Raw genomic sequence first — 13,257 nt, 5'->3', positions numbered from 1 at the left:
TGATGGGGCCGCTCTGCGGCCCTTTCGCGACACAAGGCCGCTCCTACAACGATTGCGCAAGCGTCTACATCAATCCAGCGCCTTCCAGATCTCGCCGGCATATTCACGAATGGTCCGGTCCGACGAGAACCAGCCCATCCGCGCGGTATTGAGCACCGCCATGCGCCACCAGTCCTGGGGCGCATGCCACAGCTCCTCGACCCGCCGCTGGGCGTCCCAGTAGGCGTCGAAGTCGGCGCACACCAGGAAGCGGTCATGGCCGACCAGGCCGTCCACCAGCCCGGCGTAGCGCGCCGGATCGTCCGGCGAGAACACCCCGCTGCGGATCGCTTGCAACACATCGCCCAGGCGACTGGAAGCCGCGATCGCCGCACTGGCGCCAAAATCGCCGGCGCGCCCGCGGGCCTCCACCTGCTGAGCGGTCAGGCCGAAGATGAACATGTTCTCGGCCCCCACCTGCTCGCACATCTCGACATTGGCGCCATCCAGGGTGCCAATGGTCAGCGCGCCGTTGAGACCGAACTTCATGTTGCTGGTGCCGGAGGCTTCGTAGCCGGCGGTGGAGATCTGCTCCGACAGATCGGCCGCCGGGATGATGCTCTCGGCCAGGCTGACGTTGTAGTTAGGCAGGAACACCACCTTGAGCAGGCCGCGCACGGTGGGGTCGTTGTTGACCACCCGGGCAATGTCGTTGGCCAGCTTGATGATCAGTTTGGCCTGGTGGTAGCTGGCCGCCGCCTTGCCGGCAAAAATCTTCACCCGCGGCACCCAGTCGGTGCTCGGGTCGTTGCGGATCGCCTGGTACAGCGCCACGGTATGCAACAGGTTGAGCAACTGGCGCTTGTACTCGTGGATGCGCTTGACCTGCACGTCGAACAGCGCCTCAGGGTTGACCGTGACGCCCAGGCGGTCCTGGATGATGCTGGCCAGGGCCCGCTTGCTGTGCAGCCGCTGGGCGGCGAACTGCTTGCGAAAGCTGGCCTTGTCGGCGAACGGCGCCAGCGCCTTGAGCCTGCCTTCGGGGTTGTCCAGCACGTCGGGGCCGAGGGCTTCGACCAGCATCGCGGTAAGCGCCGGGTTGGCCTGGTACAGCCAGCGGCGGAAGGTGATGCCGTTGGTCTTGTTGTTGATCCGCTGCGGGTAGAGCTTGTGCAGATCGGCGAACACCGTGCTTTTCATCAGCTTGCTGTGCAGCGCCGACACGCCGTTGACGCTGTGCGAGCCGAGGAACGCCAGGTTGCCCATGCGTACCCGACGGCCGTTGTCTTCCTCGATCAGCGACACCGCGCGCAGCACGTCGAAGTCATGCAGGCCTTTGGCACGTAGAGCGTCGATGTGATAGGCGTTGATCAGGTAGATGATCTGCATGTGCCGCGGCAACATGCGCTCCATCAGCGCCACCGGCCAGGTTTCCAGGGCTTCGGGCAACAGTGTGTGGTTGGTGTAAGCCAAGGTGCCGACAGTCAGTTGCCAGGCGGTATCCCACGGGATCTCGTGCTGGTCGACCAGCAGGCGCATCAGCTCGGCCACGGCGATCGACGGATGGGTGTCGTTGAGCTGTATGGCCGCGGCGTCCGGCAGGTTGAGCAGGTTGTCGTGCATGTTCAGGTGACGGCGCAGCAGGTCCTGCAACGAGGCCGAGACGAAGAAGTACTCCTGGCGCAGGCGCAGCTCCTGGCCGGCCTCGGTGCTGTCGGCCGGGTACAGCACCCGCGAGATGCTCTCGGCCCGCGCCACCTCGGCCACGGCGCCCAGGTGATCGCCGGCGTTGAAGCGCTCCAGGTGCAGCTCTTCCAGGGCCCGGGCCCGCCACAGGCGCAGGGTGTTGACACTGGCACCGCGCCAGCCGACCACTGGCGTGTCATAGGCCACCGCCCGCACCGTTTCGCCCGGCCACCACACCTGGCGCTGCTGGCCGTTGCTTTCGTGCACGGTCTCGACGCTGCCGCCGAAGCTGATCGGGTAGATCACCTCGGCCCGCTCGAACTCCCAGGGGTTGCCGAAATCCAGCCAGTTCTCGGTCTGCTCCTGCTGCCAACCGTCGACCAGCGCCTGGCGGAACAGACCATGCTCGTAGCGGATGCCGTAGCCATGGGCGGCAATGCCCAGGGTAGACATGCTCTCCATGAAGCACGCGGCCAGGCGCCCGAGGCCGCCATTGCCCAACGCCGCGTCGGGCTCGAGCAGGCGAATGCGCTCCAGGTCCACGTCCAGGCCTTCGAGGGCTTCGCGGGCGATCTCCAGATAGCCGAGGTTGCTCAGGCTGTCGTACAGCAGCCGGCCGATGAGGAATTCGAGGGAGAGGTAGTAGACCCGCTTCTGGCTGCGTCGATAGGCCTGGCGGGTGTGATCCATCCAGTGATCGACCATATGGTCGCGGGCCGCCAGGGCAATGGCCTCGAACCAGTCATGATCAAAGGCGTGCTCCGGGTCCTTGCCAACGGCGTAGGTCAGTTTGGCCAGCACGGCGGCGCGGAACGCGGCCACCTCGTCGGTATGAGCTTTGGCCTCACGGGCCTTGTTTTCCTGGGACATGCGGCATCCTCGGGCAAGTAGGCGAAAGCGCAGGGAGAGTGTTCAGCCTAGACGCTCTGACACACAGCGACAGCGAGCGTTCGCGCTTTTCATCAACCGCCAGGGGAATAGGGCAAAAGGTTGTTCACAAAATGAACAACTCCGGTATGATCGCGCGCCCCAAGACCGTGATTCACCCCATAACCATGAAAACGACCCTGATCGCCGCCGCCGAAGTCGACCGCCTGGAGACCTGGCAGCGCTATGCCAGCCATATGTGCGGTGGCTGCCACTCGACCTGCTGCACCCTGCCGGTGGAGGTGAAGATCAAGGATCTGATCCGCATTGGCGTGGTGGACGAGTTCGAGAAAGACGAACCGCCGAAGAACGTGGCCAAGCGCCTGCAGAAGGAAGGCATCATCGAGCGCTTCAACCAGAAGTCAGGGATCTTCACCCTGACCCGGATGAGCAACGACGACTGCATGTACCTGGATCGCAAGAGCCGGCTGTGCACCATTTACGACAAGCGTCCGGATACCTGCCGCAACCACCCCAAGGTCGGGCCGCGGCCGGGGTATTGCGCGTACAAGCCCAAGGTGGCTACCCGCTGATCCTGCTTTGCTGTTGAAATCCCGGGGCTGCCTTGCAGCCCTTTCGCGGCACAAGGCCGCTCCTACAAGGGAACGCGATCTCCTGTAGGAGCGGCCTTGTGCCGCGAAAGGGCCGCAAAGCGGCCCCAGTTTTTTGCAGTGCCCTGCACCGTAGCGCTGGGTTCGCCAGCAATGCTGGCTCCTACGGTTTGCGCAACCACGCCCCACGAAGCCTGGGGCAGCCCAAACAAAAACGCCCCCGGCCTTGCGACCGGGGGCGTTTTCATTTCAGCCTGAACTCAATCAGTTCTTGGCTTTCTTGGCAGCGCGGGTACGCTCGCCTTCGTCGAGGATCTTCTTGCGCAGACGGATCGACTTCGGCGTCACTTCGCACAGCTCGTCGTCCTGGATGAATTCCAGGGCCTGCTCGAGGGTGTGGCGAACTGGCGGTACCAGGGCGATGACTTCGTCCTTGCCCGAAGCACGCATGTTGTCGAGCTTCTTGCCTTTGGTCGGGTTCACGCCCAGGTCGTTGTCACGGCTGTTCAGGCCGATGATCTGACCGTTGTAGATCTCCTGGCCGTGCTCGACGAACAGCTTGCCACGAGCCTGCAGGGTTTCCAGCGAGTAGGTCAGCGCCTTGCCGGTCTCGACCGAAACCAGAACACCGTTCAGACGGCCAGACATCTGGCCCGACTTCATGGTGTCGTAGCGATCGAAGATCGAGGTCAGGATGCCTGCACCGTTGGTCAGGGTCAGGAACTGGTTACGGAAGCCGATCAGACCACGGGCTGGAATGTTGTACTCCAGGCGCACACGGCCCTTGCCATCCGGAACCATGTTGGTCAGGTCGCCCTTACGCAGACCCATCTCTTCCATGACCTTGCCCTGGGATTCTTCAGGGATATCGATGGTGACGTTCTCGAACGGCTCCTGCTTGACGCCGTCTACTTCGCGGATGATCACTTCAGGACGGCCCACGGCCATCTCGAAGCCTTCACGGCGCATGGTTTCGATCAGAACGGACAGGTGCAGCTCACCACGGCCCGAGACCTTGAACTTGTCTGGGGAGTCGGTTTCCTGGACGCGCAGGGCAACGTTGTACAGCAGCTCCTTGTCCAGGCGGTCCTTGATGTTACGGCTGGTGACGAACTTGCCTTCCTTGCCGCAGAACGGCGAGTCGTTGACCTGGAAGGTCATCGAAACGGTTGGCTCGTCAACGGTCAGCGGCTTCATCGCCTCGACGGTATCCGGAGCGCACAGGGTGTCGGAGATGAACAGCTCGTCGAAACCGCTGATGCAGACGATGTCGCCAGCCTGGGCTTCTTCGACGTCGACACGGTGCAGACCGTGGTGGCCCATCAGCTTGAGGATACGACCGTTGCGCTTCTTGCCTTCGGTGTCGATGGCGACAACCGGGGTGTTCGGCTTGACGCGGCCACGGGCAATACGGCCAACGCCGATAACGCCGAGGAAGCTGTTGTAGTCCAGGGCCGAGATCTGCATCTGGAACGGGCCGTCACGGTCAACAGACGGTGCTGGCACGTTGTCGATGATCGACTGGTACAGCGCGGTCATGTCCTCACCCATTTCGGTGTGGTCCAGACCGGCGATGCCGTTCAGGGCCGAGGCGTAGACGACTTTGAAGTCCAGCTGTTCGTCGGTGGCGCCGAGGTTGTCGAACAGGTCGAAGATCTGGTCCAGAACCCAGTCAGGACGTGCGCCCGGACGGTCGACCTTGTTGATCACGACGATCGGCTTGAGGCCAGCTTCGAAAGCCTTCTTGGTCACGAAGCGGGTTTGCGGCATCGGGCCGTCCTGGGCGTCGACCAGCAGCAGCACGGAGTCGACCATCGACATTACACGCTCGACCTCGCCACCGAAGTCGGCGTGGCCGGGGGTGTCGACGATGTTGATGTGGTAGCCGTTCCAGTTGATGGCGGTGTTCTTCGCCAGAATGGTAATGCCGCGCTCTTTTTCCTGGTCGTTGGAGTCCATGACGCGCTCGTCGTTGAGCTCGTTACGCTCCAGGGTGCCGGACTGGCGCAGGAGTTTGTCGACCAGGGTGGTTTTACCATGGTCAACGTGGGCGATGATGGCGATGTTACGCAGATTTTCGATCACAACTGTATCTCGAGCAGAGGATTCGGTTGCCACCAGTGTAGGCGGCGAATATGTACGGTTTGCGGCTCAGCGGGCCCGGTGGTCGGGAGGGCGATGGCGGATGCTGCCGCCATACAGCCCTGGCGTCTTATGTCGGACGATAAACACGCACATTGGCATGTCCCTCACTGAGCAGGTGGTGTGCGTGCAGACGGCTCATCACACCCTTGTCGCAATACAGCAAGTACTGGCGCGTGGGGTCCAGGTGCTTGAACTTGCTGTTGATGGCGTAGAACGGCATGGCCTGGACTTCGATGCCTTCCAGCACCAGAGGTTCGTCTTCCTGGGCGTCGGGGTGACGAATGTCGATGACGATCTGGCCTGGCAGCGCCTCGGCCACTTCCTCGATTTCGATGTCCTTGCCCAGCTCGTCGATCACATGGTCGATGGAGATGAACTTGGCACGCTCCAGGGCGCGCTCCAGCACGGCCATGTCGAACTGCTTTTCTTCGTGCTCCATGCGGTGACGCTTGGCATGGGTAGTCGGGTTCACCGAGATCACGCCGCAATATTCGGGCATGTGCTTGGCGAAGTCGGCGGTACCGATTTCGCTGGCCTGGTCGATAATGTCCTGCTTGTGGCTAGCCAGCAGCGGGCGCAGCACCAACTTGTCGGTGGCCGAGTCGATGATCGACAGGTTCGGCAAGGTCTGGCTCGACACCTGGGAGATCGCCTCGCCGGTGACCAGCGCGTCGATCTGCAGACGGTCGGCCATGTGGGCGGCGCCGCGCAGCATCATGCGCTTGAGGGTGACGCCCATGTAGCTGTTGTCGACCTTGTTGAGGATCTCGCCGACCACTTCCTCGAACGGCACGCTGATGAACAGCACGCGCTGGCTGCTGCCGTACTTCTTCCACAGGTAGTGGGCCACTTCCATCACGCCCAGCTCGTGGGCACGGCCACCGAGGTTGAAGAAGCAGAAATGGGTCATCAGGCCGCGACGCATCATCTGGTACGCCGCCACGGTGGAGTCGAAGCCACCGGACATCAGTACCAGGGTCTGCTCCAGGGCGCCCAACGGGTAGCCGCCGATGCCGTTGTGCTGGCTGTGGATCACGTACAGGCGCTGGTCACGGATCTCCATGCGTACCACGACTTCTGGCGTCTTCAGGTCGATGCCGGCGGCGCCGCACTGCTGGCGCAGTTGGCTGCCGACGTAGCGGTCGACGTCCATCGAGGTGAAGTCGTGGTGACCGCCGCGCTTGCAGCGTACCGAGAAGCGCTTGCCGGCCAGCAGGTGGCCGAAGTGGTGCTTGCACTTGGCGACGATGTCGTCGAAGTCGCCCAGTGCATACTCCTCGACCTGCAGGAAGTGGGTGATACCCGGCGTGCAGGTGAGGCGCTCGATCATTTCGCGCTGGATCTTTTCGTCCTCGACGCGGGTGACCACCTCGAGATTATCCCAGACACCATCAACCGCGAGCTCGGGATCAAGGTCCTTGAGCACGTTGCGGATGTTCTTGGCGAGCTGGCGGATGAAGCGTTTGCGCACCGGCCGGCTCTTGATGGTGATTTCTGGGAAGACTTTGACGATAAGTTTCATTGGTTTAACAGCGCGCCCAGGGCCTACCGAAAATGAGGGGCGCGAATTATAGCGGAAATTGCTCAGCTTTTGACCAACTTTTGTACAGAGGTTGGATTTCTCGCGCACGTACCCGTGGGAGCGGGTTTGCCCCTCGATGAGGCTTTCACCCAGGCAAGCACCATAATGGTGCATTAGTCCCGAAAAGCGCATCTTATGAGTGCACTCTTTATCAGCGCCACCTTGGCAAATGCCCGCCAACGTCCCCTTTTATCCCGCCCTCGCCATTTTCGGGCACTGGCATGCAATTTGCTCCCTTGTGAGGCAGGTAAGCTTGGCCGACTATCCGCGCCCAGCGACACCCTTTTTCCAGGGCCGCGGCCAAGCGCCCTAGACCATCCGGAGGACAACATGTCGAAGTCGGTTCAACTCATCAAAGATCATGACGTCAAGTGGATTGATCTGCGTTTCACGGACACCAAAGGCGTTCAGCATCACGTGACCATGCCGGCGCGCGATGGCCTGGACGAAGACTTCTTCGAAGTCGGCAAGATGTTCGACGGCTCCTCCATCGCTGGCTGGAAAGGCATCGAAGCCTCGGACATGATCCTGATGCCGGTCGACGAGACCGCCGTGCTCGATCCGTTCACCGAAGAGCCGACCCTGATCATCACCTGCGACATCGTCGACCCGTCGAGCATGCAGGGCTACGATCGCGACCCACGTGCGATCGCCAAGCGCGCCGAAGAGTACCTCAAGAGCACCGGCATCGGTGACACCGTGTTCGCCGGCCCTGAGCCTGAGTTCTTCATCTTCGACGAAGTGAAGTTCAAGTCGGACATCTCCGGCTCGATGTTCAAGATCTTCTCCGAGCAAGGCTCGTGGATGTCCGATGCCGACGTCGAAGGCGGCAACAAAGGCCACCGTCCGGGCGTGAAAGGCGGTTACTTCCCGGTTCCGCCGTTCGACCACGACCACGAAATCCGTACCGCCATGTGCAACGCACTGGAAGAGATGGGTCAGACCGTCGAAGTTCACCACCACGAAGTGGCGACCGCCGGTCAGAACGAAATCGGCGTCAAGTTCAACACCCTGGTGAAGAAGGCTGACGAAGTACAGGCCCTGAAGTACGTGGTGCACAACGTTGCCGACGCCTACGGCCGTACCGCCACCTTCATGCCCAAGCCGCTGTACGGCGACAACGGTTCGGGCATGCACGTGCACATGTCGATCTGGAAAGAAGGCAAGAACACCTTCGCCGGCGAAGGCTATGCAGGCCTGTCCGACACCGCCCTGTACTTCATCGGCGGCATCATCAAGCACGGCAAGGCCCTGAACGGCTTCACCAACCCGTCGACCAACTCGTACAAGCGCCTGGTCCCAGGCTTCGAAGCCCCGGTCATGCTGGCCTACTCGGCACGCAACCGTTCCGCCTCGATCCGTATTCCCTACGTCGGCAGCCCGAAAGCCCGCCGTATCGAAGCGCGCTTCCCGGACCCATCGGCCAACCCGTACCTGGCCTTCGCGGCCCTGCTGATGGCTGGCCTGGACGGTATCCAGAACAAGATCCACCCAGGCGACGCCGCCGACAAGAACCTGTATGACCTGCCGCCGGAAGAGGCCAAGGACATCCCGCAGGTTTGCGGCAGCCTGAAGGAAGCCCTGGAAGAGCTGGACAAGGGCCGTGCGTTCCTGACCAAGGGCGGCGTGTTCTCCGACGACTTCATCGATGCCTTCATCGAGCTGAAGAGCGAGGAAGAGATCAAGGTCCGTACCTTCGTGCACCCGCTGGAATACGAGCTGTACTACAGCTGCTGATCTGATCGGCGCTCCGCGTCGATGACAGCATGACGGCCTCCTTCGGGAGGCCGTTTCTTTTTCACGCCCTCATCATCGAACAACACCTATATAGCCGCCGTAAAGCCAAAGGCGACACTCGAGGCTTCATTCCAAAGGAGATCGCCATGCGTGCCACCACCCTCGCCCTGACCTGCTGCTTCGCCCTATCCGGTTGTGCCTCCTCACCGAGCATCACGCCTTCCCTGGACCAGTTGCTTGCCACCATCGACCGGCGCCTGGACCTGGCCGAGGCTGTCGCGCTGCACAAGTGGGATCACCAGCAACCCGTGCAAGCCAGCGACCGCGAGCACCAGGTGTTGCTCAGCGCACGCCAGGCCGCCGTCGCCCACCATCTGGACCCGGCTCGCGCCGGGGCGTTTTTTGCCGACCAGATCGAAGCCAACAAGCTCCTGCAGTACCACCTGCTCGACACCTGGCATCGCGCCCGACAAGCACCAACCCAGCCACGCCGCGACCTGGCCAACGAAGTGCGCCCTGAACTGGACCTGCTCCAGGAACAGCTGTTGAGCGACCTGGCCCGCTTTGACCAGACCCCACCAGAGCATTGCGCCAATCACTTGGCCGACGCCTTGCAACATCGCACCCAGGACTCCACGCGCCATCTCGCCCTGGTTCGCGCCAGCGCCCAGCTGTGCAAATTGCGCTGACCACCCTATGCTCCATATTGGTGCACGGATAGGCGATGCGCCCTATCATGCACCCCATTTTGGATCGAAAGAATCAATAACCCAGGGCTTTCTGGCTAGAGTTCGCGCAATTTCAGGTCTTTGTCTGGATTTCCCGCTTCTTTTCGGAGCTTTGGTTTGGTTCTTGCATTTTCACTGCATCCAGCACTCTTCCGTGCGCGCCCCAGGCCAGAGCCCTCGGGCGCCACTGTGCCAAAAGAGGTCAACGACGCCTTATGACCATCAGCGATGCACAGCACCGTCTGCTTCTGGACAACCTGACCACAGCCACGCTGCTGCTCAATGGCGAATTGCGCCTGGAATATATGAACCCGGCCGCGGAAATGCTCTTGGCCGTCAGCGGCCAGCGCAGCCATGGGCAGTTCATCAGTGAGCTATTCACCGAATCGACCGAGGCGCTCAACTCGCTGCGCCAGGCCGTGGAGCACGCGCATCCGTTCACCAAGCGCGAAGCCCAACTGACCTCGCTGACCGGGCAGACCATCACCGTCGACTACGCCGTGACCCCCATCCTGCACCAGGGCCAGACCCTGCTGTTGCTCGAGGTGCACCCGCGCGACCGGTTATTGCGCATCACCAAGGAAGAAGCCCAGTTGAGCAAGCAGGAAACCACCAAGATGCTGGTGCGCGGCCTGGCCCACGAGATCAAGAACCCCCTCGGCGGCATCCGTGGCGCAGCCCAACTGCTAGCCCGCGAACTGCCCGAGGACGGTCTGCGCGACTACACCAACGTGATCATCGAAGAAGCCGACCGCCTACGCAATTTGGTCGACCGCATGCTCGGCTCGAACAAGTTGCCGTCGCTGGCCATGACCAACATCCACGAAGTGCTCGAACGGGTATGCAGCCTGGTCGAGGCCGAGAGCCAGGGCGGCATAACCCTGGTGCGCGACTACGACCCGAGCCTGCCGGATGTGCTGATCGACCGCGAGCAGATGATCCAGGCCGTGCTCAACATCGTGCGCAACGCCATGCAGGCCATCGGCGGCCAGAACGAGCTGCGCCTGGGCCGCATCACCCTGCGCAGCCGCGCGGTGCGCCAGTTCACCATCGGCCATGTGCGCCACCGCCTGGTGGCGCGGGTCGAGATCGTCGACAACGGCCCCGGCATCCCAGCCGAACTGCAGGACACCCTCTTCTACCCCATGGTCAGCGGCCGCCCGGACGGCACCGGGCTGGGCCTGGCCATCACCCAGAACATCATCAGCCAGCACCAGGGCCTGATCGAGTGCGAGAGCCACCCCGGCCACACCACGTTCTCCATCTACCTGCCCCTGGAACAAGGAGCCACCGCCCCATGAGCCGAAGTGAAACCGTCTGGATCGTCGATGATGATCGTTCCATCCGCTGGGTGCTGGAAAAAGCCCTGCAACAGGAAGGCATGACCACCCAGAGCTTCGACAGCGCCGATGGCGTCATGGGTCGCCTGGCCCGCCAGCAACCGGACGTGATCATCTCCGATATCCGCATGCCGGGGGCCAGTGGCCTCGACCTGCTGGCGCAGATCCGCGAACAGCACCCAGGGCTGCCGGTGATCATCATGACCGCCCACTCCGACCTGGACAGCGCCGTGGCCTCATACCAGGGCGGCGCCTTCGAGTACCTGCCCAAGCCGTTCGACGTGGATGAAGCGGTATCGCTGGTCAAGCGCGCCAACCAGCACGCCCAGGAGCAACAGGCCCTGGAAGTACCCCAGGCCCTGGCCCGCACCCCCGAGATCATCGGCGAGGCGCCGGCAATGCAGGAGGTGTTCCGCGCCATCGGCCGGCTCAGCCACTCCAACATCACCGTGCTGATCAACGGCGAGTCGGGAACCGGCAAGGAGCTGGTGGCCCACGCCTTGCACCGCCACAGCCCACGGGCGGCTGCGCCGTTCATCGCGCTGAACATGGCGGCGATCCCCAAGGACCTGATGGAGTCCGAGCTGTTCGGCCATGAGAAAGGCGCGTTCACCGGTGCCGCCAACCTGCGCCGCGGCCGTTTCGAGCAGGCCGACGGCGGTACGTTGTTCCTCGACGAGATCGGCGACATGCCCGCCGACACCCAGACTCGCCTGCTACGGGTACTGGCCGATGGCGAGTTCTACCGGGTCGGCGGGCATGTACCGGTGAAGGTGGACGTGCGCATCATCGCCGCCACCCACCAGAACCTCGAATCCCTGGTCCAGGCCGGCAAGTTCCGTGAGGACCTGTTTCACCGCCTGAATGTGATTCGCATCCATATCCCGCGCCTGGCCGACCGTCGCGAGGACATCCCGGCGCTGGCCCGTCACTTTCTCGGCCGCGCTGCCCAGGAGCTGGCCGTGGAGCCCAAGCTGCTCAAGCCGGAAACCGAGGCGTTCATTCGCAACCTGCCCTGGCCGGGCAACGTGCGCCAGCTGGAGAACACCTGCCGCTGGATCACCGTGATGGCCTCCAGCCGCGAAGTGCTGATCGGCGACTTGCCACCCGAGCTGCTCAACCTGCCACAAGACGCCGCGCCGGTCACCAACTGGGAGCAGGCCCTGCGCCAGTGGGCCGACCAGGCCCTGGCCCGCGGTCAGAGCGACCTGCTGGACAGCGCGGTGCCGAGCTTCGAGCGGATCATGATCGAGACCGCGCTCAAGCACACCGCCGGGCGCCGTCGCGATGCGGCGCTGTTGCTGGGCTGGGGACGCAATACCCTGACGCGCAAGATCAAGGAGCTGGGGATGAATGTTGACGGCGGGGATGACGACGAAGCGCAAGAGCACTGAGCCCAAACGTTGCAACGAATTGCAGGGCAAGCCCGCTCCCACGCTATGGATGTCGTGGGAGCGGTTCATGCACCGATTACGTGCCCCTTGCACCGTGGCGAGGCAAATAATCCGCCAAGACCGCTGTAGATATGGGCAAACCCTTGCTTTTCCATACCCATAAAACTGGCACGACACCTGCAATAACCCAGACATCTCCAGTTTCGGGGACCCTGGTACAGGCAGGCCGGGCAATCCCCTCTTTTATTCGTGCAGGCGCACCTGCACCCGCCAACGCCCCGCCTCCTGCGCGCCAGACCATTCCCCGCGCAGGGGGCGTGCGGCGACCAGCGTCAGCAGCAAGCCTTCCTCGCTTTTCTGCAAACGCCAACCCACCGGCTTGCCCTGCAACAGCAACTGACCGCGGGCGGCCTTGCCCTCGGCCTGGAACACCAGCGCCACGGTGCCCTCGACATTCTCGCCATGCAACTGCGGTTGTTCGTTGAACCACAGGTCGAGACCACCCTGTACCACTTCCACCTGCTCCAGCACCCGCTCCTCGGGTGCCGTCAAGCGGCCGATCATCAGGCCCACGAGCATGCCGAAGATCGCCAGCGACAACAGCACTCGCGGCCAGGCCTTCGAACGCGGGTCCGCTTCGGGGGTAGAATGCTCGTCATCTTCATGCTTGGAGCCGTGCATGTTTCACGTCATCCTTTTTCAACCAGAAATTCCGCCGAATACCGGCAACATCATCCGCCTGTGCGCCAACAGCGGCTGCGCCTTGCACCTGATCGAGCCGATCAGCTTCGAACTGGACGACAAACGCCTGCGCCGCGCGGGGCTGGACTACCACGAGTATGCCACGCTACAGCGCCACCAAAGCCTGGCCGAATGCCTGGAAAGCCTGAATCAGCCTCGACTGTTCGCGTTCACCACCAAAGGCTCGCACCCGTTCAATGAGGTCGAGTACCAGCCCGGTGACGCCTTCCTGTTCGGGCCCGAAAGCCGTGGCCTGCCGGCCGAGGTGCTGGACAGCCTGCCTGCCGAACAACGCCTGCGCCTGCCGATGCGGCCGGGGTGCCGGAGCTTGAACCTGTCCAACACCGTGGCGGTGACGGTGTACGAGGCGTGGCGCCAGCAGGGGTTTGCCGGAAGCTGATGTGCTCGCCTCTCAGGCCCTATACCAGCACAAGACATGAAAAAGGC

At 62.7% G+C, this 13,257-nt stretch carries 10 protein-coding genes; 6 read left to right on the top strand and 4 right to left on the bottom strand.

Translation table 11 applies throughout. The annotated features are described in order from the left end of the window. Nucleotides 1-69: 69 nt before the first annotated feature. On the bottom strand, nucleotides 70-2,535 hold the full coding sequence (locus E3U47_RS10600; protein ID WP_134691393.1) for a glycogen/starch/alpha-glucan phosphorylase: 2,466 nt from the start codon (nucleotides 2,533-2,535) through the stop codon (nucleotides 70-72). A gap of 131 nt (nucleotides 2,536-2,666) precedes the next feature. On the opposite strand from E3U47_RS10600, the gene E3U47_RS10595 reads away from it, so the two are divergent. Next, complete coding sequence (locus E3U47_RS10595; RefSeq protein WP_134691392.1) at nucleotides 2,667-3,125, top strand: YkgJ family cysteine cluster protein; 459 nt, start codon at nucleotides 2,667-2,669, stop codon at nucleotides 3,123-3,125. A gap of 282 nt (nucleotides 3,126-3,407) precedes the next feature. Here E3U47_RS10595 and typA read toward each other — a convergent pair whose 3' ends face one another. Both typA and thiI read right to left on the bottom strand, forming a co-directional pair. Beyond that, a complete protein-coding gene (typA, locus tag E3U47_RS10585) occupies nucleotides 3,408-5,228 on the bottom strand; it encodes a translational GTPase TypA (RefSeq protein ID WP_134691390.1) in 1,821 nt (606 codons plus the stop codon). A 127-nt stretch (nucleotides 5,229-5,355) separates the two neighbouring features. Next, a complete protein-coding gene (gene thiI / locus E3U47_RS10580) occupies nucleotides 5,356-6,810 on the bottom strand; it encodes a tRNA uracil 4-sulfurtransferase ThiI (protein WP_134691389.1) in 1,455 nt (484 codons plus the stop codon). A gap of 390 nt (nucleotides 6,811-7,200) precedes the next feature. On the opposite strand from thiI, the gene glnA reads away from it, so the two are divergent. The 4 genes from glnA (at nucleotide 7,201) to ntrC (ending at nucleotide 12,069) form a co-directional block, all read left to right on the top strand. Then, nucleotides 7,201-8,607, top strand: coding sequence for a type I glutamate--ammonia ligase (glnA, locus tag E3U47_RS10575; protein WP_134691388.1), 1,407 nt, complete (start codon nucleotides 7,201-7,203; stop codon nucleotides 8,605-8,607). 146 nt (nucleotides 8,608-8,753) lie between these two features. Then, the gene (gene aroQ, locus E3U47_RS10570) at nucleotides 8,754-9,296 is read left to right on the top strand and encodes a gamma subclass chorismate mutase AroQ (RefSeq protein WP_134691387.1); all 543 of its coding nucleotides are present in this window, start codon (nucleotides 8,754-8,756) and stop codon (nucleotides 9,294-9,296) included. Nucleotides 9,297-9,550: 254 nt separating this feature from the next. Beyond that, nucleotides 9,551-10,636, top strand: coding sequence for a nitrogen regulation protein NR(II) (gene glnL, locus E3U47_RS10565; protein WP_134691386.1), 1,086 nt, complete (start codon nucleotides 9,551-9,553; stop codon nucleotides 10,634-10,636). After that, nucleotides 10,633-12,069 carry a nitrogen regulation protein NR(I) gene (gene ntrC, locus E3U47_RS10560; RefSeq protein ID WP_134691385.1) on the top strand — a complete coding sequence of 479 codons (1,437 nt, stop codon included), beginning with the start codon at nucleotides 10,633-10,635 and terminating at the stop codon, nucleotides 12,067-12,069. Before glnL ends, ntrC begins: the two co-directional genes overlap by 4 nt. Before the next feature lie 243 nt (nucleotides 12,070-12,312). Here the strand turns inward: ntrC and E3U47_RS10555 are convergent, their stop codons facing one another. Beyond that, the gene (locus E3U47_RS10555) at nucleotides 12,313-12,750 is read right to left on the bottom strand and encodes a hypothetical protein (protein ID WP_134691384.1); all 438 of its coding nucleotides are present in this window, start codon (nucleotides 12,748-12,750) and stop codon (nucleotides 12,313-12,315) included. Here E3U47_RS10555 and trmL point away from each other — a divergent pair. Continuing rightward, a complete protein-coding gene (gene trmL, locus E3U47_RS10550; RefSeq protein ID WP_134691383.1) occupies nucleotides 12,749-13,210 on the top strand; it encodes a tRNA (uridine(34)/cytosine(34)/5-carboxymethylaminomethyluridine(34)-2'-O)-methyltransferase TrmL in 462 nt (153 codons plus the stop codon). The genes E3U47_RS10555 and trmL overlap by 2 nt on opposite strands. Nucleotides 13,211-13,257: the final 47 nt, after the last annotated feature.

The sequence above is a fragment of the Pseudomonas sp. RIT623 genome (assembly GCF_004519305.1).
Lineage (GTDB): Bacteria > Pseudomonadota > Gammaproteobacteria > Pseudomonadales > Pseudomonadaceae > Aquipseudomonas.
This window is presented reverse-complemented; position numbering and strand designations above follow the sequence as displayed.

Excerpts from the sequence above, each read along its gene's own strand:
- glnL (WP_134691386.1), top strand. The coding sequence starts at position 9,551 with ATGACCATCAGCGATGCACAGCACCGTCTGCTTCTGGACAACCTGACC.
- E3U47_RS10600 (WP_134691393.1), bottom strand. The coding sequence starts at position 2,535 with ATGTCCCAGGAAAACAAGGCCCGTGAGGCCAAAGCTCATACCGACGAG.
- glnA (WP_134691388.1), top strand. The coding sequence starts at position 7,201 with ATGTCGAAGTCGGTTCAACTCATCAAAGATCATGACGTCAAGTGGATT.
- trmL (WP_134691383.1), top strand. The coding sequence starts at position 12,749 with ATGTTTCACGTCATCCTTTTTCAACCAGAAATTCCGCCGAATACCGGC.
- ntrC (WP_134691385.1), top strand. The coding sequence starts at position 10,633 with ATGAGCCGAAGTGAAACCGTCTGGATCGTCGATGATGATCGTTCCATC.
- aroQ (WP_134691387.1), top strand. The coding sequence starts at position 8,754 with ATGCGTGCCACCACCCTCGCCCTGACCTGCTGCTTCGCCCTATCCGGT.
- E3U47_RS10595 (WP_134691392.1), top strand. The coding sequence starts at position 2,667 with ATGAACAACTCCGGTATGATCGCGCGCCCCAAGACCGTGATTCACCCC.
- E3U47_RS10555 (WP_134691384.1), bottom strand. The coding sequence starts at position 12,750 with ATGCACGGCTCCAAGCATGAAGATGACGAGCATTCTACCCCCGAAGCG.
- thiI (WP_134691389.1), bottom strand. The coding sequence starts at position 6,810 with ATGAAACTTATCGTCAAAGTCTTCCCAGAAATCACCATCAAGAGCCGG.